General features: G+C 52.4%; 24 protein-coding genes. 20 read left to right on the top strand and 4 right to left on the bottom strand.

Annotated elements, in window-relative coordinates; all coding sequences use genetic code 11:
• Window positions 1-14: 14 nt before the first annotated feature.
• From FYJ73_RS08595 to FYJ73_RS08585, 3 genes are all read right to left on the bottom strand, one after another.
• A complete protein-coding gene (locus FYJ73_RS08595) occupies window positions 15-461 on the bottom strand; it encodes a cupin domain-containing protein (RefSeq protein ID WP_154534303.1) in 447 nt (148 codons plus the stop codon).
• Window positions 462-631: 170 nt separating this feature from the next.
• Window positions 632-826: a hypothetical protein gene (locus tag FYJ73_RS08590; protein WP_154534302.1), complete on the bottom strand. Its 195-nt coding sequence runs from the start codon at window positions 824-826 to the stop codon at window positions 632-634.
• Window positions 823-2,340: a Y-family DNA polymerase gene (locus FYJ73_RS08585; RefSeq protein ID WP_154534301.1), complete on the bottom strand. Its 1,518-nt coding sequence runs from the start codon at window positions 2,338-2,340 to the stop codon at window positions 823-825. The genes FYJ73_RS08590 and FYJ73_RS08585 overlap by 4 nt, the downstream gene beginning before the upstream one ends.
• 127 nt (window positions 2,341-2,467) lie before the next feature.
• Between FYJ73_RS08585 and FYJ73_RS08580 the strand changes: the two genes are divergently transcribed.
• Complete coding sequence (locus FYJ73_RS08580; protein ID WP_154534300.1) at window positions 2,468-2,674, top strand: hypothetical protein; 207 nt, start codon at window positions 2,468-2,470, stop codon at window positions 2,672-2,674.
• Window positions 2,675-2,718: 44 nt separating this feature from the next.
• Complete coding sequence (locus tag FYJ73_RS08575; RefSeq protein WP_154534299.1) at window positions 2,719-2,952, top strand: hypothetical protein; 234 nt, start codon at window positions 2,719-2,721, stop codon at window positions 2,950-2,952.
• 104 nt (window positions 2,953-3,056) lie between these two features.
• Here the strand turns inward: FYJ73_RS08575 and FYJ73_RS08570 are convergent, their stop codons facing one another.
• Window positions 3,057-3,467: a hypothetical protein gene (locus FYJ73_RS08570; protein WP_154534298.1), complete on the bottom strand. Its 411-nt coding sequence runs from the start codon at window positions 3,465-3,467 to the stop codon at window positions 3,057-3,059.
• Window positions 3,468-3,893: 426 nt separating this feature from the next.
• Between FYJ73_RS08570 and FYJ73_RS08565 the strand changes: the two genes are divergently transcribed.
• The 18 genes from FYJ73_RS08565 (at window position 3,894) to FYJ73_RS08480 (ending at window position 24,471) form a co-directional block, all read left to right on the top strand.
• Window positions 3,894-7,181, top strand: a complete 3,288-nt coding sequence (locus FYJ73_RS08565) for a CHC2 zinc finger domain-containing protein (RefSeq protein WP_154534297.1) — start codon at window positions 3,894-3,896, stop codon at window positions 7,179-7,181.
• Entirely contained in the window at window positions 7,165-7,758 is a 594-nt protein-coding gene (locus FYJ73_RS08560) for a hypothetical protein (RefSeq protein ID WP_154534296.1), read from the top strand. Before FYJ73_RS08565 ends, FYJ73_RS08560 begins: the two co-directional genes overlap by 17 nt.
• Before the next feature lie 12 nt (window positions 7,759-7,770).
• Window positions 7,771-8,550 carry a ParA family protein gene (locus FYJ73_RS08555; RefSeq protein ID WP_154534295.1) on the top strand — a complete coding sequence of 260 codons (780 nt, stop codon included), beginning with the start codon at window positions 7,771-7,773 and terminating at the stop codon, window positions 8,548-8,550.
• A complete protein-coding gene (locus FYJ73_RS08550) occupies window positions 8,547-8,891 on the top strand; it encodes a hypothetical protein (RefSeq protein WP_154534294.1) in 345 nt (114 codons plus the stop codon). Before FYJ73_RS08555 ends, FYJ73_RS08550 begins: the two co-directional genes overlap by 4 nt.
• 226 nt (window positions 8,892-9,117) lie before the next feature.
• The gene (locus tag FYJ73_RS08545; protein WP_154534293.1) at window positions 9,118-9,828 is read left to right on the top strand and encodes a hypothetical protein; all 711 of its coding nucleotides are present in this window, start codon (window positions 9,118-9,120) and stop codon (window positions 9,826-9,828) included.
• 19 nt (window positions 9,829-9,847) lie between these two features.
• A complete protein-coding gene (locus FYJ73_RS08540; protein WP_154534338.1) occupies window positions 9,848-10,171 on the top strand; it encodes a DUF4134 family protein in 324 nt (107 codons plus the stop codon).
• Window positions 10,172-10,234: 63 nt separating this feature from the next.
• Window positions 10,235-10,627, top strand: coding sequence for a DUF4134 domain-containing protein (locus tag FYJ73_RS08535; protein ID WP_154534292.1), 393 nt, complete (start codon window positions 10,235-10,237; stop codon window positions 10,625-10,627).
• Window positions 10,628-10,638: 11 nt separating this feature from the next.
• Window positions 10,639-10,935 carry a hypothetical protein gene (locus tag FYJ73_RS08530; RefSeq protein ID WP_051220306.1) on the top strand — a complete coding sequence of 99 codons (297 nt, stop codon included), beginning with the start codon at window positions 10,639-10,641 and terminating at the stop codon, window positions 10,933-10,935.
• 121 nt (window positions 10,936-11,056) lie between these two features.
• Window positions 11,057-13,759 carry a TraG/VirB4 family ATPase gene (locus tag FYJ73_RS08525; protein ID WP_154534291.1) on the top strand — a complete coding sequence of 901 codons (2,703 nt, stop codon included), beginning with the start codon at window positions 11,057-11,059 and terminating at the stop codon, window positions 13,757-13,759.
• A 41-nt stretch (window positions 13,760-13,800) separates the two neighbouring features.
• Complete coding sequence (locus FYJ73_RS08520) at window positions 13,801-16,425, top strand: efflux RND transporter periplasmic adaptor subunit (RefSeq protein WP_154534290.1); 2,625 nt, start codon at window positions 13,801-13,803, stop codon at window positions 16,423-16,425.
• A gap of 22 nt (window positions 16,426-16,447) precedes the next feature.
• Entirely contained in the window at window positions 16,448-17,224 is a 777-nt protein-coding gene (locus FYJ73_RS08515; RefSeq protein WP_235899293.1) for a hypothetical protein, read from the top strand.
• A gap of 11 nt (window positions 17,225-17,235) precedes the next feature.
• Window positions 17,236-17,982: a DUF5045 domain-containing protein gene (locus FYJ73_RS08510; RefSeq protein WP_154534289.1), complete on the top strand. Its 747-nt coding sequence runs from the start codon at window positions 17,236-17,238 to the stop codon at window positions 17,980-17,982.
• A 12-nt stretch (window positions 17,983-17,994) separates the two neighbouring features.
• Window positions 17,995-19,119, top strand: a complete 1,125-nt coding sequence (locus FYJ73_RS08505) for a hypothetical protein (protein WP_028910108.1) — start codon at window positions 17,995-17,997, stop codon at window positions 19,117-19,119.
• A 20-nt stretch (window positions 19,120-19,139) separates the two neighbouring features.
• Complete coding sequence (gene traK, locus FYJ73_RS08500) at window positions 19,140-19,754, top strand: conjugative transposon protein TraK (RefSeq protein WP_028910107.1); 615 nt, start codon at window positions 19,140-19,142, stop codon at window positions 19,752-19,754.
• 5 nt (window positions 19,755-19,759) lie between these two features.
• Complete coding sequence (locus tag FYJ73_RS08495; RefSeq protein WP_154534288.1) at window positions 19,760-20,158, top strand: hypothetical protein; 399 nt, start codon at window positions 19,760-19,762, stop codon at window positions 20,156-20,158.
• The gene (gene traM / locus FYJ73_RS08490; protein ID WP_154534287.1) at window positions 20,136-21,362 is read left to right on the top strand and encodes a conjugative transposon protein TraM; all 1,227 of its coding nucleotides are present in this window, start codon (window positions 20,136-20,138) and stop codon (window positions 21,360-21,362) included. Before FYJ73_RS08495 ends, traM begins: the two co-directional genes overlap by 23 nt.
• A gap of 19 nt (window positions 21,363-21,381) precedes the next feature.
• The gene (gene traN / locus FYJ73_RS08485) at window positions 21,382-22,218 is read left to right on the top strand and encodes a conjugative transposon protein TraN (protein WP_154534286.1); all 837 of its coding nucleotides are present in this window, start codon (window positions 21,382-21,384) and stop codon (window positions 22,216-22,218) included.
• A 66-nt stretch (window positions 22,219-22,284) separates the two neighbouring features.
• Window positions 22,285-24,471: a type IV secretory system conjugative DNA transfer family protein gene (locus FYJ73_RS08480; protein ID WP_154534285.1), complete on the top strand. Its 2,187-nt coding sequence runs from the start codon at window positions 22,285-22,287 to the stop codon at window positions 24,469-24,471.
• Window positions 24,472-24,672 lie beyond the last annotated feature (201 nt).

Here is a 24,672-nt window from a genome sequence, read left to right as displayed (position 1 = left end):
TATGATTCCTTTAATTACCATTTCACCTGGTCTTTCAGGATAACGCCATCGGCGGCATCGTCCTGCGTGAAAGGCGTCTCACGGTACTGGACGCAGAGCACCACCATCGGCTCCGTGCCGTTGTTGTGAATGGTGCGTTTGCCTTCTGGTGAGACGCGCACCACACTGCCTTCCTGCAACGGGATGTTCACACCGTCAACCTGGTATTCTCCTTTGCCGCTGAGAACGAAATAAAGTTCCTCGTGGGTTTTATGCGTGTGATAGAAACCACCCTCCTGACCAGGAGCGTAAATCTGAAAAGAGAACTCAGAGCCTTTCGTTCCGAGAGCCTGTCCGCCAAACACCTTGCCGGGAATCTTGATATCGCCCAAAGACAAGACATAGTCACCTAATTCGTTCAGCTTACCGAAATCCACTGCGCTGAAGTTCTTGCCTTCAGCAATTTTCTTAACCTCTTTCATAATGTTCTAATATGTTACTTATTTTTTTTGTTTACGGTTGCAAAGTTAGTTACTGTTTTTGATTCCTGCAAGAAGGCACTTGAAAGTAAGACACTTACCTTGAGGTAACTATTGCTGATACTGTGTAAGTTACGAACTCAGACATTAAGATTGTTTAGCTCTTTTCGTTTTCACAGCTCCACCGGCGTATTCCTCCTCCTCACCTCCACTTCCTGTTTCTTCTGTGCTTCCTCAATGGCTTTCTCGTAGCCGGTGAGGGCAGCGAAGGGGGAGAACTGGGCGGCGCGGTTGTACATGCTCATCCGTGGATGCCGCTGTGAGACATGGTGCGGAAGGTTGATGATGTCGTCGTAGTTGTCTATCATGCTTTGTGTCCTCCTATCTGATTGTTCCGTTCTTTCTGTGTCGCGCCTTCGGCATAGTTCAGTCCGCGCAGCAGGGCGTTCTTGCCAAACTCCTTCTTGATCTTCAGTGCCGCCTCCTGCAACCGCCGCTCCTTGGCAGCCGCGTTCCGCTCTTTCTTCTCTTCCCGTGCCTCCGCCTCATAGTCGGTGAAGAGGTCGAGCTGCACGGGCGTATTCTGTCGCTGCTTCTTAGCCTTGTCCTCACTGATGACGTGGTTGACGGTGATGTTCAGCCGCCGGACGAGCAAGACCGGGTTGACAATGCGGTCGTAGAGCTCGGTGACGGCATGGATGATCTGCTGCGAGGAAGACGTGGGGCGGCCCAATGACAGCGTGCCATGGGCGTGCTTCGGCACACTGCGACCATACCAGTCGGTACTGACCTCCCCATGATATTGCGCTCGGATAGCGGGATTGGTGAGACTCTCGCGGTCGTAGCCCACCGTGAGGACGATCTGGTCGCCCACGAGATGCTTGTCAACCAAGTCGAGCGACAGCGAGTCCGCCATCTCACGCGCCACCACACGGCCTTTCTCCGCCGTATAGGCACTTTGCAGCACCTGTCCGCTGCCTAAGGAGTTGGTCTCCGGCTTGTACGCCTTGATGTAATCCATCGTCACCGGTTCCCAGCCCCAGGCGTGGTCGATGATGAGTTCCGCGTTGACACCGAACATCCGGTAGAGCAGCTCCTCGTTGTTCACCGACATCCTCGCCAACTGTCCCATCGTCTCGATGCCGATGCCGTTGAGCCTTGCCACGATGCCACGTCCGAAGCGCCAGAAGTCGGTCATGGGCTGATGGTCCCACAACTTCCTTCTGTAGCTCATCTCGTCGAGCTCGGCAATGCGCACCCCGTCCTTGTCAGCGGGGATATGCTTCGCCACCACGTCCATCGCCACCTTGCAGAGATAGAGGTTCGTGCCGATGCCCGCCGTGGCAGTGATGCCCGTCGTGCGCAGCACATCGCGGATCATCGTCATTGCCAACTCGTGCGCCGTCATCTTGTAGGATTGCAGATAGTCGGTCACGTCGGCAAAGATCTCATCGATGGAGTAGACGTGGATGTCCTCCGGCGCGATATATTTGAGGTAGATGCCGTAGATCTCACTGCTCACCCTGATGTACTCCGCCATCCGCGGCGTGGCGGCAATGTAGTCAGCCTCCCAGTCGGGATGCTCCAGCAGTTCCTTGGCGAGATACGACTTCCCCGTGAACGGCCTGAAGCCGATGGCCTTGCGCCGCTCACAGTTCACCTCCCGCATCTTCTCCACCACCTCGAAGAGCCGGGCGCGTCCACCCAGTCCGTAGGCCTTCATCGAGGGTGACACGGCCAGGCAGATGGTCTTCTCCGTGCGGCTCACGTCAGCAACGACAAGGTTAGTCGTCAGCGGATCGAGTCCCCTGGCGACACACTCCACCGAACTGTAGAAGCTCTTCAGGTCGATGGCCACGTAGGTCCTGTTCTTGTCGGTCAATGGTGGATGCGTTATCTATATTTCTTAGCAAAAATACAAAATAAAATTCAGTTGGCAGAATGTTTGCAATAATTTTTGTTTGCTCAGAATAATTCCTTAAATTTGTAGCATCTAAAACGATATGAATATGGAAGCTTTTCTCATATTGATAGCAAGTTGGCTGATTGTCTATCTTGCCACCCGTAAGAAAGACAGTATTCGCCCTATGGACCAATATGAAAAGGAACGGATCCGACGTTCGAACAAACGGTTTATTGAGGAAGAAAAGGAGAGCAACAGAAAGTTGAAACGTGCATTGTACGACTTCTTATGGGGGGCAAACAAGAATCTCTGACGTTTTTTCTAAACCGATATTTAACATAGATACAAACAGGGGTTATGATTATCGAGATCTTCATCATATACATGATCGTTGTTTTGGTGACTGTGCTCATTAAGGCAATAGGTAAGATTGGTCAAGACTTTTCATCCTATAATAGTAATGAAACTCTAAGGGAGCAATGGAGGAAGAACAGGGAAGAGATTAAGGAACTGAAGGAGAAAGTCAAGGCATCTGGTTTGGACACCCTTTTCCCAAAGAAAGAGAATAGGCGTCGGTCGAAAGACCCATAAGGCTTCTATCATTTCCAAAAATATTTATTCCGCAAATAAAGATGGCAAAGAATAGGATATGCGTTCCCGTTCTTTGCCTTCTTTTCCTATTCAAGCAATTATTCTTATTCCTCTCGCTTGATATTGTTGTCTATCTGTGCCTGCAACATATTATTCATACGTTTCAGGGCATCAATCGTTTCGTCTTTTGCCTTGATGACAGACTCCTTGTTATCCAAATCTTTGCGGAGTGCCTGATTCTCTATCATCAGATTGGTACTGATAGACACGTTTCCGACAAAGTTGTTGTTTCCGGTAACGTTGTTCGTCTTGAATTTGCTGTCCTTTCGAAAATAATCCAAGGGCATGCCGAAAAAATCAGCCAGTGTTTCAAGCTTTGACAGACTGATGTCCTTCGTGCGGTGGAAGTAGCTCATCGTCTGCTTGCTCTTCTTAAAGAGCTGGGCGATTAAAGTCTGTTGCTGTTCTTTTGATAATGAAGCATACAGGTTGTCTATCATTTCCAAATTTAGCATAGTCGTTTACTTTTAAATTGTAATAAATGGGCGATATGACGTTAATAAAACCTAAAATGCTCAATAAGATATAATCTTATTTTTGTACATAATAGATTTTGTTTTAAATTTGCGCACAAAAATAAAAAAAATAATCGAGATAACCAATAGAATTTATGATTTTTCACTATAAATTATAGCAAGATGACAACAGCAAAAATTGCCACCTACTACAATTCGCTAGCGAAAAGAAAGAATGCATCTTCGGCACCACATCAAAGTCTTATACCAAGAGACTTTTTCACTCTGTGCCATCTTAAGATTTTAAGATGGCAGCATAATATCTCGGGGCGACCTACCATCCCCGTGAAGCCACGGGACTACTAAGCAACTAATAAACATAATCTTAAGAACTAATAAAATAACAAACTTAAAAAATAGTATGTTATGAGCTTTATCAAGGACAAATACATTGATATGGTCAAAACACGTGTTGACATTTGTAAACTCGTGCTTGACATGCATCCCGGAGTCACCTTGAAGTCTGCGGGTCCTCATCGAAAAAAATGCTGCTGCGTATTCCATAACGAGCGCACCCCATCCCTCATGTTGAATACCACCCTGAACCGTTTCAAATGCTTTGGTTGCGGCAAGGCAGGCGATGTCATTGAGTTCGTAAAGGAGAGCCAGGGCCTCGATTTCGTCGGGGCGGTTAAATATCTGTTGGATGTTTACTGTCCTGACGTCAATGCCAGCGACCTCATGGTACCACGGACCCCAGAACAGGAAGAGAACGACCGTCTCGCCGAGACCATGTTCATCTACAACGGTATGGCCCATCGCTTCTACGAGAATCAGTATGCAAGTGAGAATGAGGATGCGATACGCTGCCGTATGTATGCGGAAGGACCACCTGACGATGATACAAAAGGCCGATGGAACAAGGAGTTCTGCCGTACATTCGGCTTAGGATACAGTCCGCAATTTGGCAATAAGTTTCTCCAATTCGCCAAAGAGAAGAACCTCGACCTCTCCATTCTTGCAAGAATGGGTCTCCTGGGCGAGGACGAGCACCATCCGGGCAGCTACTACGATTTCTATCGTGACCGTCTGATGATTCCCCAACGCGACCGCTACGGCCGCATTCTGACGTTCACTGCCCGAGCCATCAACCCTCATGCCACCATCAAATACATCAACGGCAGGGAGAGCCTTATTTACAAGAAGAGCACATCCGTTTTCGGCATAGACGTGGCCATGAAGGCTGCCCGTCAGTCAGGCAAAGTATATCTTGTAGAAGGTGCTCCTGATGTCATGCGTCTCCAGTCGTTGGGCATAGCCAACGTAGTCGCAACGCTCAGCGGCCACTGGACGAAGGAACAACTGTCCAATTTCTCATCTTTCGCCTGCAGTCTTTGCTTTATCCCCGACAGCGACATCCCAAAGCCGGGTGAGCAGTTCGGCGCCGGTGAGAAATTTGTCTTCGAGAACGGACGACTTGCCACGGAGATGGGTTTCCAGGTCTCTGTCAGAGAGATCCCCCGTGGGGATGTCAAACAGGATGCGGACTCCTACATCACTTCGTTGGGCAAATGGAATGAGCTCACAGAAAAGGACTTCATCCTCTGGTACGCCGAGAAGCAGTACGCTTCCGATGGCACTAATGACGAACAGCTGAAGGTCATCAGCGACGTCTGTGATATGCTTGTCAACGTCCAGTCAGACGTTCTCCAGGCTTCACTGCTCTCTGACTTGAAGGGCAAATACCGCAAGGGTTCCGTATGGAAGGGCGCACTCACTGACGCTGCCCGCCGGAGGCAGGAGGAGAAACGCCGTCAGGCCAACAGAAAGTCAGAGGAACTTCGGGGATACAACTTCTACCGGCGTGGCAATCATTATTACGATCTTGACCCCCAGGGGCGCGAGCGTGAATGGACCAACTTCGTCATCAAGCCGCTCTTTCTCATCACGGATGATGTCAAGCCCAGCCGCATCTTTGAGTTGCTGAATGAGAGCCATATGCGCCGTACCATCGAGCTGCAGCAGCAGGATGTCACAAAACTCGATCGTTTCAAGGAGAAGATAGAAGGCAAGGGCGACTATCGTTTCTTCGAGCGTCAGGAGAAATACGAGATGCTGAAAGCCTATATCTACGGCAAGACGGAGGAAGCCCAGAGAGTCCCTCAGATGGGATGGAACAACATTGGCGAGAGCGGCTTCTATGCTTTCTGCAACGGCATCGTCTATAATGGCAAATGGCATTCTGTCGATGAGTACGGCATGATACGCCTCGACAAGGAGAACTTCTATCTTCCTGCCATGTCCAAAATCCACAAGAAGAACAAGATGGCCTATGTGAATGAGCGCCGCTACATTCACGCCCCCAAGCAGGAGGTCACGCCCCGGCAATACTTCACGCTTCTGCATGAGCTGTACGGTGACAATGCCGTAGTCTGTTATTGCTACTATCTCGCTACTATTTTCCGTGACATCATCACGGACAGCACGCGTTCTTTCCCCATCCTTAATCTCTACGGAAAGAAAGGCACCGGCAAGACCGAGCTTGCCCTCTCTTTAATCAATCTTTTCCAGCGTAATCCAGAGGTCAGCAACCTTGAGAGTACCACCTATTATGCGATGGGCGACAAGTGTGCGGAGGTGAGCAACATGCTCGTACATTTCGACGAGTACAAGAACTCCCTCAGCAAGAAGCACATCGATTTCCTCAAAGGTATCTATGACAGTGCCGGGCGCATCAAGCGTTCCGCTGATGGGGAGCGGCGAGAGTCCACGAATGTTGATTGCGGAGTAGTTCTCTCCGGTCAGGAGATCCCGACAGCCGACATCGCGTTGTTTTCCCGCGTTCTCTTCCTTGAGTCGCACAAGAGCGAGCATACCAAGGAGGAGACTGACAAGTACCACAGCTTTATGAAACTCCGCAAGATGCATCCCACGAACATCACCGTCGAATACATCCGCTATCGTGAAAATTTCAATGCAGGATGGTGCAACGCCTGGAAGCGTGCGTTGAAGGAGATTAAGAGTGAGGTAGACTACAACATTATTGGAGAGCGCTTCATCAACAACTGGGCGATGATGCTGGCGACCTATTACTGTCTCAGCAACTGCACCGACTCCCTTCCGTTCAACAGAAAGATGGTACATGACATCTGCATCGACCGTCTCAAATACCAGCACTCACTCTGCCACAGCACGGATGAGATAGCCATATTCTGGGCAATGTTCTCCAAGTCGCGGCAGTTGGGAGACATCCGTGAGGGTCAGGACTACAAGATCAAGGCCGTGGACAAGCTGACCGTCACCGTAAAGGGCGAGCCCCGCAAGGTCATTACGTTTGACAAGCCACGTCTTATTCTGTTCATTCGCAGCAGCATCTGTGTTGCCAAGGCCAATATCCAGGCCAGAAAAGAGGGCAAGGTGATGATACCGGACGAGTCGCTCATGTCGTACCTTATGGCTACACCGGAGTATTTTGGCAAGACCTACTCGCCGTTGAAGTTCCGTGTGCTGGATGAGCTTGGCACGCCGAAGAGAATCACCAACGAAAAGGGAGAGAATGTTCTGGTCTTTGACCAGGAGCGTGTGCTTGCATTTGACTATGATGCCGTATGCGAATGCAATGACATCAACCTCCAGACAATTACAGAGCGTATCAGCCAGTCACAAAACTCAGTAACTTCTTCAGACGATGCCAACGATGAACTCACAGCATAATATCTTTCCACTCTTCTTTACCTTGGAACATGTCAACAACGGCTATATTCTCACTGCCAGGCAGGAGACAGGCGGCATGACAGAAGCCGGATACCGCAAAGAAGTGGTTTCAGAAGACAAGATCAACGCTCGTATCGGCCAGCTTCTTCATTTGGATGCCCTCAGCAAGGAGATACCTGTCGTCTTTCATGTCGAGGCTGTCGGTGAAGGCACTTACCAGCTCGACCCGGAGGATCCCGCCGACGGCTTGATGGAGGCCAAGCTTGCCTACTTCCATTTCAGCAGCCGTTGCATTCCGGACGATTCCGTACTGTTACTGCACTTCACTGACACAAAGATGATAGAGGTCTATGGCACTGAGGCTGAGCGCGTCGCCAAGGCTAACGGCTTGCCATTGCTCAGGCCGGGTGGCATTCCGCTTCTCCAGTTTCCAGATACCAGGGAAGGTAAGGTCTCTGTAAGCAATCTTTTTGACAAGCCTACACTTGTAGAGGTCACGTCTCAAAAGATTACCGACTGGTACAGAAGTCATCTTGTGCAGATGGAAAAGAAGAACAAACAAACCTCGAACAAATAAAAGACTGAATAGATGAAAACAAAAATCATAGCCGTAGCCAACCATAAGGGTGGTGTCGGCAAAACGACCACTGTCGCCAATCTTGGCAGCATCCTGTCGGTGAAGGGGCATCGTGTCCTGCTTGTAGACCTGGATGCACAGGCCAATCTTACGGCTTCCTTGGTCGCCTCTATAGACGGTCCCTCTATCTATGAGGCATTGACAGGCAAGACAGACTGTTTGCCAATAGTATCTGTGAACAACCGCCTTCATCTTGTACCCGCCTCCCTGACGCTGGCCATGGCGGATGTGGAGCTTTCAACCGCCATAGCGCGCGAGCACATTCTGGCTGGTCTTCTATCCAAAGCCAAAGTTGAAGACAACTATGACTTTGTGCTCCTGGACTGTCCGCCGTCTTTGGGACTTGTCACATTGAATGCCATCACTGCGTCAACGGATGTTCTCATCCCTCTGATCTCCGAAGTCCTTCCTTTCAAAGGACTGACGATGATGAGCGACTTCATCAGCATGGTACGACAGAAGCTCAATCCCCAAGCCCATATCTCAGGCATTGTCATCACGCGCTGGGAGAACAGCAAGCTTTCCCGCGGCATAGAGGAACGGCTCAGAGTGTGGGAAGGAGATGTTGTCTACCGAAGTAAGATCCGCAAGAACGTGCGACTTGCAGAAGCACCGTTGCAGAACCGCAACATCCTTGACTATGCTTCCGGCAGCAATGGAGCCAAGGACTATACGGCTCTTGCCGAGGAATTCATAGAACGCATGAACCGTGGAAAGGAGGTGGCAGTATGAAAAATAACGATCTGGATGCCCTGTTTACGGGGCTGACGGGAAACACTGACAGCATACAGGAGAACACCCCCGATAAACAGGTTCCCGGGAAGGGGAACAAGCACACGGCGGGTAAAGACAGACTCCGGCAAAAATCGTTGGAGCAGGCTCGCAACCAGGAGAGGTTCTGCACAATTGTCGATTCCGGTGTCCTGAAGAAGATCCGCACCATCGCCACACGCGAAGGACTTCAAATCAAGGATGTCGTTGAAGCAGCCTTCATCAAGGCCATTGACGGCTATGAGCGGAAACACGGGGTCATCGAAGAGAATTCGAAGCGGAAAGCCATCGATTTGTTCTGAACTCATTGTCCTTAATTGAGCAGGAGCGGCAAGTGTCATTCAGCAGCTTGCCGCTCTTGCTGTCTTATTCCGTAATGTTGGTTCTATCACTATTTTTTCATCGAACCAATTCTTCAATTTAAGCCTCTATTGTGCTGTTTGACAATAGCTTTTCCAGTCTATACTATAGAAACGTGCTATTTTTGTGGTGGAAATAAAATCATGTTCATCACAAAAAGACGCGACTATGAGTCCATTTATAATTTTTGCCATCGTTCTCACCATCGCTGAGATTCTGTATTTCTCAGCCGCCATCTACATGGAATTGCACGCCAAGTCCAGGAAAGACAGTGGCTCTACGGAGAACATACCTATTGAGGACGAGGATGACAGTGCCGTTGTCCGGCCGAGGACAGTCACCGAGAATGCGGAGACCGGAGGTTTCGACATCACCGGCACATCATCCTCACCGGAACAAGAGCAAATCACTGAGGCCGACGAGGCGGATATCACGGCTAAAGCCGAGGAAGAATTGCTACCGGCATCTGATGCGCCAGAAAGCACCGGGGCAGACAACCGTCCAGCTGGAAGCAACGAGTCTCAGGAAGCTCATTCGGAGTCAGCACCCCAAGAGAAGTCCTCGGCACCGGACAATAGCGAGGTCCTCATCCCGTCTGTCGGATTCATCGATGGTCAGAAGCCGGAGCAGGAAGCACGCCCTTTCGTCGAGGCGGAAGTGTTTAATCAGGAGTTGGTTGAGCCGCAATACGAAGTCAGGAGCTGTGTCGGCACTTCCGCCAATGACGAAATCGCACAAAGATTAGAAGGTATCAACAAGAACATGAAGAAGAACACCATCCTGGGCAACCTTTTCAAATCAAAGGATCTCAGCAACATTATACGAAACAATGCAGAATCTTTGAATATTGACAAAAGAGATGAATACACGCAGTGTTGACCCCAATAGCCGGCGGTATATGATTCTGGCCGCCATGCTCGGCATCTTCAGAGCCTCCCATGCCCGTTGCGGATCGGTAGACTATTCCTGGGGAGCCGACGGCCTTGCCGAGGCCACGGCCTTCGTCGGTACCATGATGATTTATACCGTCGAGATACTCTATGCGGTGGCAAGCATCATGGTCATCATCTCCGCCTTGCAGATCTGCATCAAGATGAACTACCATGAGGGGGACATCACCAAGAGTCTGATGATGCTCTTTGGCGGCATCCTCTTCATCATCGGAGCCTCCATCGTCATGCCCGCCCTTTATGGCTACCAGGACATGAACTTTATCTTTTAGACTATTTACGCGCGACAAAATAGGAAAACCATTCACCAATGTACAACTTAATTTTAATTGCCAATGAAAAAAATTATTAGCAAAGTCGTTTCCAAAGTGAAGGCAGCTGCCTCTTTCGTCTGCGACAAGGCAAAGGCATTCATCATTGCCGTCGCTGCCCTGTTCGGCACCTCCATGCAGGCTCTGGCACAGACGCTTGCCGGTACTGGCTATGACGCGGGTACCAACGCCCTTGAAGAGGTTGCCACGGAGCTCGTGAAGTACGTGCCCTACGTCGTCAATCTCTGTTACGCCCTTGCCGGTGTCGTCGCCATTGTCGGAGCCATCTCCGTCTATATCGCGATGAACAATGAGGAGCAGGATGTCAAGAAGAAGATCATGATGATTGTCGGAGCCTGCATCTTCCTCATTGCGGCAGCCAATGCCCTTCCTCTCTTCTTCGGTATCGGAGGCTGATCCTACGGGCTATGACACAGATGAGTGACTCACAGATGGAATGTCAGATGTTCAAGGGACTCCAGCGGCCGCTGGAGTTCATGGGACTGCAAGGCCGGTATATCACCTGGGCAGGCATTACTGCCGCTGTCGCCATCTTAGGCTTCATGCTGGTCTATGCTCTTTTGGGTTTTCTGCTGGCTCTGGTCTTTGCCGCTGTGACCATCACTGTCGGCATTGCCCTTATACTGGTCAAGCAGCGCAAGGGCCTTTACTCAAAGAAAATCGGCAGGGGGCTGTATGTATTTGCCTGCCGTGAGCGCCTGTAATCACAAAGATTGCATGATGCTGGAACTGCAACACTGTTGAATGAAATGGGGCGGGCACGGACGGTCATATTCGGTGCCTGCCCCTGTCTGCAAACATCATTGAGAACTTAAAGAAAAAGTGATGACATTATACGTTATAATCTTCTTCGTGGCCGTCTGTCTGGGCATGTCAGTGTCTGTTTATTGCTTCGGTACGGGCAGCAAGCGCGCCAAGATCTTCAAGGAGATTTACTTCTCCATTGAGGACATAGAGGGAATGGGCGTGCTCTATACCAAGACCGGTGAGCTGTCCGCTGTCCTTTCCATGCGCAACCCCGTACAGAAGCACTGTGCCGACACCGCCGAGTACAATGCCTACGCCAATGTTCTGACCTCTCTGATGGCCACCCTTGGAGAGGGTTATGCCATCCATAAGCAGGATGTCTTCACCCGTAAAAGATACCGGGGAGAGGACAACGGCAAGCGTGAGTATCTCTCTGATAGCTACTTCCGCTATTTCAAGGGACGTGAGTACACCGACTGCACCACTTTTCTGACCATCACGCAGGAGAACCGGAAAGAGCGGCTTTTCAGCTACGACGGCCGCAAGTGGAAGGATTTCCTTGTCAAGGTCGGCAAGGTCCGTGACCAGCTCCGCGACCGTGGCATCTCCTCCCGTTTCCTCTCCGCTGACGAGGTGCGCCATTATGCTGACCAGTACCTTGCCCAGCATTTTACTGACGGGCATGTGTCGATGAGCAACTTCCAGGTCACTGACGACCACATCGGACTTGGAGGGCGCAAATTCAAGATGTACAGTCTCGTGGACGTTGACAACATCGTCCTTCCGACGCTCATCCGTCCTTACACCAATATAGAGGTCAACAACATCACCATGCCCGTTGACCTGATGACGATGGTTGACAGCATCCCGGGCGTGCTGAGTGTCGTCTATAACCAGGTCGTCTTCCTGCCAAGTCAGAAGCAGGAGATGAGCCGGCTGGCCAAGAAAAAGAACCGCCATGCCTCACTTCCCAATCCCAGCAATCAGATAGCCGTCGAGGACATCAAGAAAGTGGAGGAGCTGATAGCCCGCGAGAACAAGCAGCTGGTCTATTGCCATTTCAACCTCGTTGTTACCGTGGCCGCCGATGCCGATCTGCAACGCTGCACGAATCATCTGGAGAACGCCTTCGGGCGTATCGGCGTACAGATCAGCCAGCGCGCCTACAACCAGCTGGAGCTCTTTGTGGGCTCGTTCCCCGGCAACTGTTATTCGCTCAACAAGGACTACGACCGCTTCCTGACCCTCAGCGATGCCGCCAGCTGTCTGATGTATAAGGAGCGTCTTCCCAAGAGTGAGGACACGCCGCTGAAGGTCTATTACACGGACCGGCAGGGTGTTCCAGTGGCCATCGACATCTCCGGCAAGGAAGGTGCCAGGAAGCTCACGGACAACAGTAATTTCTTTTGCCTCGGACCCAGCGGCAGCGGCAAGTCCTTTCATATGAACAGCGTCATCCGGCAGTTGTGGGAGCAGGGGACGGATGTTGTCATGGTCGATACCGGCAACTCCTACGAGGGGCTGTGTGAGTATGCAGGCGGCAAGTACATCAGCTATACAGAGGAGCATCCCATCACCATGAATCCCTTCCGCATCCAGCGTGAGGAGCTGAACGTGGAGAAAATGGACTTTCTTAAAAACCTTGTCATGCTCATATGGAAAGGCTATTCCGCTGTCCCCAGCAAGATAGAGGAACTGCTTATCGAGCAGGTGATCAAGGAATACTACGAGGTCTATTTCAACGGCTTCAAGGGTTACAGCAAGTCGCAGCGGGACGCGCTCCACAAGAAGCTGCTCATAGAGACAGCCACGGAGGGCAAGCCTACAGACACCAACGAGGATGTGGAGAACCGCATCAACAAGAGAATAGCGGAGATGGAGGACCGCCGTCGCGCGCTGGTTGTCAGCGAACTGTCCTTCAACAGTTTCTTCGAGTACAGTACGGCGCGCCTCCCGTATATATGCAACGAGAACCGCATCACCGGCATCGACATCTCCTCCTATAACTACTCTCTCTCTGAGTTCTACCGTGGCGGCACCTACGAGCGTACGCTGAACGAAAACATCGACTCCTCACTGTTCGACGAGACCTTCATCGTCTTTGAGATTGACACCATCAAGGACAACAAGACGCTGTTCCCACTGGTCACGCTGATCATCATGGACGTCTTCATTCAGAAGATGCGCATCAAGAAAAACCGCAAGGTCCTTGTCATCGAGGAGGCATGGAAAGCCGTCGCCTCTCCCATGATGGCGGAGTATATCCAGTATCTCTATAAGACAGCCCGAAAATTCTGGGCCATGGTGGGCGTTGTCACCCAGGAGCTTCAGGACATCATCGGCAGTCCGATCGTCAAGGAAGCCATCATCAACAACTCCGATGTCACGATCCTTCTTGACCAAGGCAAGTTCAAGGAGCGTTTCGACGACATCAAGGCCATCCTGGGACTCACCGATGTGGAGTGCCGCAAGATATTCACCATCAATCGGTTGGAGAACACCGAAGGCCGCAGCTTCTTCCGCGAGGTTTTCATCCGCCGTGGCCTCGTCAGCGAGGTCTATGGCGTAGAGGAGCCACGGGAGTGTTATATGACCTACACCACGGAGCGCGCCGAGAAAGAAGCCCTGAAACTCTACAAGTCGGAGCTCGGATGCAGTCATCAGCAGGCTATAGAAGCTTATTGCCGCGACTGGGCACTTTCCGGCATCAGCAAGTCACTGGAGTTTGCCCAAAAGGTCAACAAGGCCGGCAGGGTGCTCCATCTTCAGAAGAAAACGTAAAATTCCTATAACCCCATTACGATGAAAATAACCCCATTACGATGAAATCAACGTTCGTCATACAGATTCTCCTTCTCGCCTTGGCAGTGCTCCCTGTCAGGGCCCAGTATGCCAGCATCAATATCGACTACAAGACGATGGAGGGCATGACTGAGGCGTATGCGACGGAAGCTGCCATCGAGGCGTTGCATAATGAGAGCCTTCAGAAGATCTACGACAGCTACCAGGCTGCAGGCGTCGCCAGCTCCGGCATTTTCTCTTCGAAGTATCTCGAGCGCAAGGCGCTGACCGACCTCAACCTGTGGAACGATGAGAAGGAGAACTATTACTATACGCGCATCTACAACATCGTTTCGAAGCGCATCATCCCCAAGACGGTCACCTGTGCCCGTCTGATGGTGGAGGATCCGTCTACCGCCGTCTACTGGGGCAGCTACCTGTTGAAGACGACTGATGACGTGAAGTCGTTGTGCCAGCAGTTTGAGAGTGTCGTCACCAACAGCAGTCTGAGTTTTAAGGATATAGCCTTCCTGGAGCTAAGCGATGAACTGAAAGCCATCGTCGACATAACCCAGTTGGGGGGTGTCGACTGGAAAAATCTCTTTGAGAATATCGGCAGCGACATCAGCGGCCGTTTCACCAAGGACCATCTGAAGGCGGATCTGGATAACCTCATCAACAAAGGGGTCGGCCTTGCCAATGCCGGTTACCGCAACAGCCTTGCCCAGTTGCTTCAGGGCACGAGTTTCGGAGGGACGTTTCTCGAGAAAGCCACAAGTGTGATCACCCTTGCAGACAATGCGAGCAACCTGTACGGAGACTTCAAAAAACTCTCCACCAGGCAGTTTATTGAAAAGCTGACGGGCATGAACAGCGTCAGCGAGCTGTTCAAACTCAGCGACTACAACATCACCGGATGGCTGGACGACTACAGTCAGGCGGCCGTAGGACGGCACTATACCCAGCGCGTGTATATCTACCGCCGTGACCAGGGCTCGGAGACCGTCTGCGATTACCGTCCGCCGACCGACAACAATGCCATCATCTATGGCGACCACTGGTACCGCATCAATACCAGGGATGCCAACTTCACTCCGAGCAGCGCACAGTACGAGGCTATCCTGTCCAACTCCGAGAACCATGCCGGATGGAGCCGCAAGCGTGTCAACGAGCTCAACAACGGTAGCTCAAAGTATTATTACAACATGTATTATTCTCCCTCTGCTTTCATTCTGAGCAAGCGGAAGAGCGGGCAGTATGCCAAGGCCTATGCCTATTACATCCGGGTCAGCAAGTCATGGGACATCAAGGAGGAAGTCTATGAGGAGGTCTTCGACAGCTACAGTATGGACTGGAACACCTTCATGGCACAGATGAAGGCACGGCTGGCACAGTACAATGCCAACGGTGACCATCAGGAAATCAACAGTACCGGCGAGTTGAAGGACTATATAGACTCCCATCCTCAGGAGCCGAACTATACCTATTACATCGGTTACGACAACCGCAGGTATTACACCACAACCGATGCCGGGAAGCTGGCCGGTTCATCGTCGGCGACATTCAGCATCACCTGTCACGACGGCGGCACGTTGGGCAAAGGCAGCACCACCTATAAATGTAAGGAATGCGGCAAAGCCGTCGATGCCCATACAAAGCAGTGCGCCATGCGTACTACACTGAGCGGCAGTGACGACAGCGGAGTGGAGACCACCGAGCTACAAGCGCGCCTCGTCCGGCTCCGCCAGCAGGCTGCCACCCTTCAGGCACAGTTGGACCAACTCAACAAGGAAAACAGCGAGCTGCTCCGCAAGATGTCCGCTTCCACGGGTGCGGCCTATGAGCAATACCGTGCGACTTATGAAAGCAACGAAAAGCGCATCAAGGCATTGCAGAAGGAGTTGGACGGCGTGGACGACGACATCAAGGACACCCGCCAGGCCATCACGGAATCCCAGGAGGGCGAAAAGGAACAGACCGATGACTATAACCGCATACCACAGCTGATGAAGGCCATGAAGGATGCCTATCATATCAACTGGAAGGATGCTGGCAACTGGTCCGGCAACACCTTTGTCCGGCAGGGCACCGTGGGCAATGTCAAGGGCCAGGTGACCTTCAAGGCCACGCTTTCCATCGCCCGCAAACCAAAGTACTTCCTCGGCATCAAGGTGCACCGTGCCATTGTTCAGATAGACTGGAGCCTGACGAGCAGCTGGAGCGACACGTCCGTGGCCGAGACAATGAACCTCGATCCCAACAAGTCTGACGAGGAGAATGCCCGGCTTGTCAACCGGAAAATCAGTGAGCTGCGGAGAGCCCATCCCAACTGCAATGTCACGGTGGAGTATGCGAAGACGAAGGAAGTGGCCGAAGATACCACCGATGATGTCCATCACCTGCTCTGGGCGAGCGACCGGTTGGAGATAGCCCGTGGTATCGAGGCGCGGCTGGCCCGCATCTATACCGATTTGGTCATGGTGGAGAAATTCCTCCACTACCGTCACAGTCTTTTGGACTGGGCGAAGGACATGGCACCGAAACTGAATGCCGACAGCAACCGCAAGCTCAGCATTGCAGAGCAGTGTCACCGGCGGTGGATGGCCAACGGCGGCAGTGCCAACTACCAACGGGAAGACGAGGAGGACGAAAGCAGCCTCCCTTGATTCACCTATTAATATAAGGAGTATGAGTAATACGATAAATACGGGTAAGATGGGCAATACGCCTCATTCAGTCAGGTATCAGCTGACGGCAGTGCTGTTGGTACTGTTCCTCGGTATGCAATGCAAGCTGTTGGCGCAGGTGCCACGTGACATCCCGACGATAGAGGCGTATATCAATGACCACAAGAAACAGCGCAGTCTGCTCTTAGCTAGGTCGGTCCTGGAAGAGAGCAACCAGCTGCTCCATCAGGCCAGTGAGGTTACCCACCGAGAATACCGGGATATCAACCTAGAGCTCGACAAATACACCCGTGCCTTCGACATTATCGATTTGGTCTATAGCACGGTGAGCACAGGCTTCAACGTCTATCGCACCTACGATGACGTGTCCGACAAGCTCGGGAAGTACAAGGAACTGCTGTCCGAGTACAACAAAAAGATCATCAAGCGCAAGCGCATCGAGTCCGCCGACACATTGCTCCTGACCGTCAATGCACGGGCAGTCAGAAACCTCAGTGCGGAGTGCCGCAACCTCTATTCGTCCGTGGCCGTCCTTGCCGCCTATGCCAGCGGTCAGGTCAGCTGCACGCCCGCCTCGATGATGCTGATGGTAGAGAACATCAACAGGTCGCTTGACCGCATCAAGGACATTGTCAACGCCGCGTATTTCCAGACATGGAAGTTCATCCAAGCTCGGACGAGCTATTGGAAAGGAGAGCTCTACCGCTCCAAGACCCTCAAGGAGATGGCTGGAGAGGCCCTTGGCAGATGGAAAGGAGCCGGAAAATTAGGATATTAACTTGAAACGATATGAAAACAAGCAGACGACACCTACTCATGCTGACAGCCATGCTGGTCAGCATTCAGTCGTGGGCACAGCAGGTCACCTACAGCCATGACGCTTCCAAGTACGGGCAGATCATGGTGATGGAGTTGGGGGCAGGCAGTCTGACCCCGGAAGTCTATTACAAACTGACGCACAACAGTTACAGAAAAGGTGCCAAGGCACCGACCTCCGTCAAGAACACCCTGCGCACGGCAACACAGATCGCCTCCCTGCCTCAGGTCGATATGGCCGACAGCATCCAGTCGGACTTGGAGAGCCGCGCCAAGATTGAGGCCATGAACATCGCTGACCGGCAGATAGACATCGCCTGGCTCACGGAAGGGGAGAAGATCAACAGCCGGCTGCTGGCCTTCAAGAACAACCTCAACGGACTGGTTGGCAAGGCAACCTCCGAGGAGATAGACGCATGGACGGACCTGGCCAGGATGTACGACTTTGCCATCAAGACCGTCCGAAAGGGCTATATGCCGAACAGTGAGCGGCAGAAGCAGTACCTCGCCATCTATGACGAGGTGACGGCATCGAACGACAAGCTGATTCTGCGCGTCCGCTTCCTGGCCACGAAGCAGCGTGCCGACAGGATTGTGACGGCCATGTCCCGTTTCCAGCACCGGGTCAAAGAGAATGCGACGGCCGCCTACAACCGGTGGCGTGACAATGGCCTGAAGGCAAAGACCACAACCAAGGACAATAACATCATTACCCCATAAACGACAACGACTATGCCCAACGACAGCACAGCAGTAGATTTCGGCATCAACCTTCTCGAAGAGGAGATTGACGACGTGATATTCCGCACGAATGAGTTCCTGACCGACGCGACGTTCACGGGCGGGCAGGGCCCGTTCTGGTGGATTCTCCAGATGTCCATGGCCCTGGCCGGACTTTTTGCCATCATCATGTGTGCCAACATGGCCTACAAGATGATGGTCAGGCGCGAGCCTCTGGACGTGATGAAACTCTTCAAGCCCTTGGCCATCAGCATCATTCTCTGCTGGTGGTATCCACCGGCAGACACCGGCATCGGCGGAGGCAACAGCACGTGGTGCGCCCTCGACTTCCTCAGTTACATCCCCAATGCCATCGGCAGCTACACCCACGACCTCTATGAGGCGGAGGCGGCTCAGGTGAAGGACCGGATGGACGACGTGCAGCAGCTGATGTACCAGCTCGGCGACGAGGCTTCCGACCCGATGTCCACCATCAAGGCGGCAAGCAATGCCGTGAGCGCCCTGCTTACCCAGGGCAGCGTACAGGACGTCACCGATGCAGACGCCGCGGCGGAGGACGAGAAGAATATCGTCAAGGCGGAGATGACGAGCACCTCTGCCGGACTGGTGATGCTGATAGACAAGATCATCATGCTCATTGCCCTGATAACGTTCCGCATCGGCTGGTGGGGCACCATCTACTGCCAGCAGATACTCCTGGGCATGCTGACCATCTTCGGACCCATTCAGTGGGCGTTCTCGCTCTTGCCGAAGTGGGAAGGAGCGTGGGCAAAGTGGATCATCCGTTACCTCACCGTCCATTTCTACGGGGCGATGCTCTATTTTGTCGGGTTCTATGTGCTCCTGCTCTTCGATATTGTCATCAACATCCAGTACAACGACCTGATGGCGGTCACTGCCTCTGACGAGACCGTCGTCAACTACCTGCAGAACGCGTTCTTCACGGCCGGTTACCTCATGGCAGCGAGTGTGGTGGCACTGAAATGTCTGAACCTCGTTCCCGATCTTGCCGCCTGGATGATTCCCGAGGGCGACACGGCATTCTCTACGAGAAGTTTCGGTGAGGGGGTGGCCACTTCCATGCGGCAGTCTGCCGGGAAGGTATTAGGAGTATAAACTGTAAAATCCACAATATTATGGTTATCAAGAATTTAGAAAACAAGATTAAACTGGTGCTTATCATCTGCTCACTGTTTCTCGTGGGCTGTGTGGTCGTCTCCCTGGGCAGCATCTGGACTGCACGGACCATGGTTGACGATGCCCACAAGAAGATTTATGTCCTCGACGGCACGGTGCCGATTTTGGTCAACAGAAGTACGATGGAGGAGACGCTCGACGTGGAGGCGAAGAGCCATGTGGAGATGTTCCACCACTATTTCTTCACGCTGGCTCCCGACGACAAGTACATCAAGTACACGATGGAGAAGGCGATGTATCTCATCGACGAGAGCGGCCTTGCCCAATACAATGCCTTGAAGGAGAAAGGCTTCTACGGCAACATCATGGGCTCCAGTGCCGTGTTCAGCATCTTCTGCGACAGCATCCGTTTCAACAGGGACAGTCTGACGTTCACCTACTACGGCCGACAGCGTATCGAGCGGCGCACGTCCATCCTCATGCGGGAACTCGTCACCGAGGGAGCGCTCAAACGGGTGCCACGGACGGAGAACAATCCCCACGGACTGCTCATCGTGAACTGGAGAACCATCCTCAACAAAGATCTTGACCAAAGAACGAAATCCAATTATTAGAAGCTATGAATCTCAAGAAAATCATCATCGGGGAGAAGATGCCCGACAAGAACGATCCGAAATACAAAGACCTTCACGACAGCAGTGTGAAGGCAGGGAAGACTTTTGCGGAGACAGTGCGGCTGGACAAGGCGGCAGCTAAGGTGCAGGGCTTTGCCTCCCGCTATCCGAAGATTTTTCTTTGTATCATTTTCGGCTTTGTCCTTTTCAGTGTGGCGCTCAACCTCTACTGCATGTCCACGGCGGTGAGCCATAAGCGACAGCCGTCGAGTGCCGTGGAGCGTCAGGAGAAGGAGCTGCGCTTCCGCCGCCATAACGGTGGCAGCAGGCAGCATGTGGAGCGTACAACCCAAGTGTCGAACCCTACAAGCACCAGGAACTATGAGAATAACAGACAAGATTAATTTCCGGCAGCCGAAGTACATGCTGCCCGCCATCCTCTATCTGCCCTTGCTGTTCTTCGGCTATTTCTTTTTCCGGTTCTTCAACATCGAGAAGGTGGAGGTGGACGACAAGAAGCAGACTACGGCGTACTATAACGACAAGTTGCCCGATGCCAACCTCAAAGGCGACGGCATCGGTGACAAGTACAGCAATATGGTCAACAACTTCGGAAAGATCAAGGATGAGTCCGCCGTGGAGAACATCGACCGTGGCGGCGAGGAGCAGAAGGAGTCGTACCAGTCGCAATACACCGATGCCGAGGTGGCTGCTTTGGACCGGCAGAGTGACGAAGCCCGGCAGTCGATGGAACGTCTGCGCCGGTTGCAGGAGCAGATCAAGGAGCAGCAGCAGAAAGACCATAACGTCAGTGGCAGCCACTACGGCAACACGTATGACGAACAGCGCACCCTGGAGGATCTTCAGAAGAAACTGACCGATGCCCGTGACGAAGGTTTGCGCGGCAGTGGTGTAGCAGCTGATGCTGGGAGCAATGACAGACCGACATCGGGCAGCCACTATGCCAAACAGAAGGAGCAGCAGACAGAGCAGAGGAAGACCGTCAATGAGAAAGCCGTGAACGAGATTGCAGAGGAAGCAGAGGCTGAGGAGGTGGTGAAGCGGCAGAAGGAGACTTCCGAATACTTCAACACCATCGCTGTCAACGAGACGCAGCGCAAGCTCATCCGTGCGATTGTGGATGAGGAGATAACGGCTGTCGATGGCAGCCGCGTCCGCTTCCGCCTTCTCGACGACATCGACATCGGTGAGCGCACGATAGCCCGTGGCACCTGTCTCTTCGGCACACTCAGCGGCTTCGGCCAGCAGCGTGTCAAGGGCACCATCAAGAGCGTGCTCTATGAGGACGAACTGATAAAAGTCCATCTGAGCATCTACGACACCGACGGACTGGAGGGTCTGTATGTGCCCAAGAGCAGTTTCGGCGAGACCGTCAGGGATGTGGCTGGCAGTACGGTGGGTCAGAACATGAGCTTCACCGACGGCTCCGTCTCTGGTGCTACGGCACGGTGGGGGCAGCAGGCACTGCAGAACGCCTATCGCAAGGCCTCCAATGCCCTGTCGAAAAACATACGGAAGAACAAGGTCCGGGTGAAATACGGCACGATGGTCTATCTCATCAACAGCAAGGACAAGCAGAAACGATAACAATAAAAACAGCAAAGCAATGAATACGCATAGATTTCTCTTTTTCATCATGTCCGTCTTTCTGTTCACTGCAGTGAATGCCCAAAAGACGATGGACTGCATGCAGCTCCTGACCGTCAACGAGAACATCACGACGGTCATCACCGCCAGTGAGCCGGTGAGGTTCGTGGACATCAGCACGGACAAGGTTGTGGGCGACCAGCCCATCAGCAACACCATCCGTCTGAAGCCCAAGGAAGGGGTGGAGGTAAACCGCGATGGCGACATCCTCGGTGTGGTGACCATCGTCACGGAGCGCTACCGCAGTCAGTACGGTCTGGTCTATACCTCGCGTCCGGAGGAAGCGGTGACCGACAAGACTATTCTGCTGGATGAGCGCACCCGTTACGACAATCCTGCCGTCAGCCTCTCCACGGAGGACATGGCGCGCTATGCCCGACGGATATGGCTCTCGCCGTCCAAGGGCATCCGCTCGTCGAAGAAGCACAAGATGCAGATAGCGTTGAACAACATCTACAGTGTGGGCGAGTATTTCTTCCTCGACTTCTCTGTTTATAACAGGACGAATATCCGCTTTGACATCGACCAGTTGAAGATAAAGCTTCAGGATAAGAAAAAAGCCAAGGCCACGACGGTGCAGACGATAGACCTGGAACCCGCTTTCACGCTCGACCGCTCTCCGTCGTTCCTCCATGGCTACCGCAATGTCGTTGTCATCAGAAAGCTGACCTTCCCCGATGACAAGATCCTCACCATCGAACTGAGCGAGAAGCAGATCAGCGGGCGTACCATCAGCCTGAAAGTCAAATACAGCGACGTGCTCAGTGCGGATGCCTTCAGCCGAAGCTTAAAATGATGATGCGACCACGCCGTGGTCATTCAGCGTCAACGTATCATTGTAACCCCCAATCAAAGAAGAAGCATGGAAGAAAGCAAGGACCTGCAGTCCATCTATAAGATTTTCAGGACGTTCATCTATCTGTCACTGGTCATCGAGTTTTTCGAGTATGCCATCACCCCCGGAATGCTGACGTTCTGGGGTGGCATCGTCGCGGACATTCACGGCAGGATGAAGCTGATGGACATCTACCAGGACGGTCATCTGCTTCACAGTAAGATCATGACGCTGCTCATCATCTGCGTGACCTGCATCGGCACGAGGAACAAGAAACATCTCGAGTTCAACGCCAAGCGCATGGTCTTCTATCCGCTGTCCTTTGGCCTGATGCTGATGTTCCTCTCGGTGTGGATGTTCTACCGCGGCTGGCAGCCTTGTTTCTTCTCGCTTCCTTGCAGCACGTGGCTCTACTTCCTCATGTCGGTCGTGGGCACGGTGCTCTGTCATGTAGCGTTGGACAACATCTCGAAGTATCTGAAGGACGGACTGCTCAAAGACCGCTTCAACCTGGAGAATGAGAGTTTCCTGCAGAACGACAAGAAGATTGAGAACAAGTATAGTGTGAACATCCCCATGCGTTATTACTACAAGGGGAAGTTCCGCAAGGGCTGGGTGAATATCGTCAATCCCTTCCGTGGCACGTGGGTCGTCGGAACGCCGGGTTCGGGTAAGACGTTCTCCATCATCGAGCCGTTTATCCGCCAGCACAGTGCGAAGGGCTTTGCCGTCGTCGCCTATGACTATAAGTTCCCGACGCTGGCACAGAAGCTCTATTATCACTACCGCATCAACAAGAAGGCCGGACGCACGCCGAAAGGCTGCGACTTCAACATCATCAACTTCGTCAATGTGGAATACAGCAGGAGAGTGAACCCCATCCAGTTGAAGTACATCGGCAATCTCGCTGCTGCAAGTGAGACAGCGGAGACGCTTTTGGAGTCGCTGCAGAAAGGCAAGAAAGAGGGTGGAGGCGGTAGCGACCAGTTCTTCCAGACCTCGGCGGTCAATTTCCTCGCTGCGTGCATCTATTTCTTCTGCAACTATCAGAAGCGGCCCTACGATGAGCATGGCAGGGAGCTGGCTTATGACAAGACCATCGACCCGGAGACGGGAATGATCAAGCCCACGGGCGTCGTCCGCGATGCCGGGGGCAACGTCTGTGAGCCGGCTTATTGGTTGGGTAAATACAGTGACATGCCGCATATCCTCTCTTTCCTCAACGAGAGCTACGAGACCATCTTCGAGGTGCTGATGACCGACACGGAGGTGGCTCCTCTGCTTGGTCCGTTCCGCACGGCTTTTGAGAACAAGGCCATGGAGCAGTTGGAAGGAATGATCGGAACGCTGCGTGTGTTCACCTCCAGACTGGCGACCAAGGAGTCGTACTGGATATTCAGCAAAGAGGGTGATGACTTCGACTTGAAGGTCAGCGATCCGAAGCATCCCAGCTATCTGCTCATTGCCAACGACCCGGAGATGGAGAGCATCATCGGTGCCCTCAACGCCCTTATCCTCAACCGTCTCGTGACACGTGTCAACACCGGGCAGGGAAAGAATGTGCCGGTGAGCATCATCGTCGATGAGCTGCCCACACTTTACTTCCATAAGATTGACCGTCTCATCGGTACGGCGCGAAGCAACAAGGTGAGCGTGACGTTGGGCTTTCAGGAACTTCCTCAGTTGGAGTCAGACTATGGCAAGGTCGGTATGCAGAAGGTCATCACCACCGTCGGCAATGTCGTCAGCGGCTCAGCCCGTGCGAAAGAGACCTTGGAATGGCTCTCCAACGACATCTTCGGTAAGGTGGTGCAGTTGAAGAAAGGCGTGACTATCGACCGTGACAAAACTTCCATCAACCTCAATGAGAACATGGACTCGCTGGTGCCGGGTTCGAAGATTGCCGACATGCCCACCGGCTGGATCTGCGGTCAGACTGCCCGCGACTTCATCAAGACCAAGACGGGGCGTGGCGACAGCATGGACATCCAGGAGGCGGAGGAGTTCAAAACCAGCAAGTTCTTCTGCAAGACCGACTTCAACATGGACGAGATTGCTAAGGAGGAGAAGGACTATGCCCAATACCCCTTACCAAAGTTCTACGACTTCCCTTCCGTCGAGGCGCGTGAGCGCATCCTCTATGCCAACTTCCTGAAAGTGAACCAGGAGGTGAAGGATATGATTGCCGAGATACAGGAGTTTTATAAGAAGTGAGGAAGGGAAACTTGCACTCCAATAATCTCAATATCGACAAAATATATAATTCATACCTCAGAAATTTGTTTAAAGTAAGCGTCTCGGCATTACCGTATTTCAGCCTCGCTTAAAAGTCTGTACCTTTGCGCGCACAAATTATTATGAATATGGCAAGCAAAGACAAGTACAAGAGTCTCCTTGAACGGTACAAGCAGGCCC

The sequence above is a fragment of the Hallella mizrahii genome, assembly GCF_009695775.1.
In the GTDB taxonomy this organism is placed as follows: domain Bacteria; phylum Bacteroidota; class Bacteroidia; order Bacteroidales; family Bacteroidaceae; genus Prevotella; species Prevotella mizrahii.
This window is presented reverse-complemented; position numbering and strand designations above follow the sequence as displayed.

What these genes read in the sequence shown, in the direction of transcription:
- FYJ73_RS08595 (WP_154534303.1), bottom strand. Translation starts at nt 461, where the DNA reads ATGAAAGAGGTTAAGAAAATTGCTGAAGGCAAGAACTTCAGCGCAGTG.
- FYJ73_RS08590 (WP_154534302.1), bottom strand. Translation starts at nt 826, where the DNA reads ATGATAGACAACTACGACGACATCATCAACCTTCCGCACCATGTCTCA.
- FYJ73_RS08580 (WP_154534300.1), top strand. Translation starts at nt 2,468, where the DNA reads ATGGAAGCTTTTCTCATATTGATAGCAAGTTGGCTGATTGTCTATCTT.
- FYJ73_RS08575 (WP_154534299.1), top strand. Translation starts at nt 2,719, where the DNA reads ATGATTATCGAGATCTTCATCATATACATGATCGTTGTTTTGGTGACT.
- FYJ73_RS08570 (WP_154534298.1), bottom strand. Translation starts at nt 3,467, where the DNA reads ATGCTAAATTTGGAAATGATAGACAACCTGTATGCTTCATTATCAAAA.
- FYJ73_RS08565 (WP_154534297.1), top strand. Translation starts at nt 3,894, where the DNA reads ATGAGCTTTATCAAGGACAAATACATTGATATGGTCAAAACACGTGTT.
- FYJ73_RS08560 (WP_154534296.1), top strand. Translation starts at nt 7,165, where the DNA reads ATGAACTCACAGCATAATATCTTTCCACTCTTCTTTACCTTGGAACAT.
- FYJ73_RS08555 (WP_154534295.1), top strand. Translation starts at nt 7,771, where the DNA reads ATGAAAACAAAAATCATAGCCGTAGCCAACCATAAGGGTGGTGTCGGC.
- FYJ73_RS08550 (WP_154534294.1), top strand. Translation starts at nt 8,547, where the DNA reads ATGAAAAATAACGATCTGGATGCCCTGTTTACGGGGCTGACGGGAAAC.
- FYJ73_RS08545 (WP_154534293.1), top strand. Translation starts at nt 9,118, where the DNA reads ATGAGTCCATTTATAATTTTTGCCATCGTTCTCACCATCGCTGAGATT.
- FYJ73_RS08540 (WP_154534338.1), top strand. Translation starts at nt 9,848, where the DNA reads ATGATTCTGGCCGCCATGCTCGGCATCTTCAGAGCCTCCCATGCCCGT.
- FYJ73_RS08535 (WP_154534292.1), top strand. Translation starts at nt 10,235, where the DNA reads ATGAAAAAAATTATTAGCAAAGTCGTTTCCAAAGTGAAGGCAGCTGCC.
- FYJ73_RS08530 (WP_051220306.1), top strand. Translation starts at nt 10,639, where the DNA reads ATGACACAGATGAGTGACTCACAGATGGAATGTCAGATGTTCAAGGGA.
- FYJ73_RS08525 (WP_154534291.1), top strand. Translation starts at nt 11,057, where the DNA reads ATGACATTATACGTTATAATCTTCTTCGTGGCCGTCTGTCTGGGCATG.
- FYJ73_RS08520 (WP_154534290.1), top strand. Translation starts at nt 13,801, where the DNA reads ATGAAATCAACGTTCGTCATACAGATTCTCCTTCTCGCCTTGGCAGTG.
- FYJ73_RS08515 (WP_235899293.1), top strand. Translation starts at nt 16,448, where the DNA reads ATGAGTAATACGATAAATACGGGTAAGATGGGCAATACGCCTCATTCA.
- FYJ73_RS08510 (WP_154534289.1), top strand. Translation starts at nt 17,236, where the DNA reads ATGAAAACAAGCAGACGACACCTACTCATGCTGACAGCCATGCTGGTC.
- FYJ73_RS08505 (WP_028910108.1), top strand. Translation starts at nt 17,995, where the DNA reads ATGCCCAACGACAGCACAGCAGTAGATTTCGGCATCAACCTTCTCGAA.
- traK (WP_028910107.1), top strand. Translation starts at nt 19,140, where the DNA reads ATGGTTATCAAGAATTTAGAAAACAAGATTAAACTGGTGCTTATCATC.
- FYJ73_RS08495 (WP_154534288.1), top strand. Translation starts at nt 19,760, where the DNA reads ATGAATCTCAAGAAAATCATCATCGGGGAGAAGATGCCCGACAAGAAC.
- traM (WP_154534287.1), top strand. Translation starts at nt 20,136, where the DNA reads ATGAGAATAACAGACAAGATTAATTTCCGGCAGCCGAAGTACATGCTG.
- traN (WP_154534286.1), top strand. Translation starts at nt 21,382, where the DNA reads ATGAATACGCATAGATTTCTCTTTTTCATCATGTCCGTCTTTCTGTTC.
- FYJ73_RS08480 (WP_154534285.1), top strand. Translation starts at nt 22,285, where the DNA reads ATGGAAGAAAGCAAGGACCTGCAGTCCATCTATAAGATTTTCAGGACG.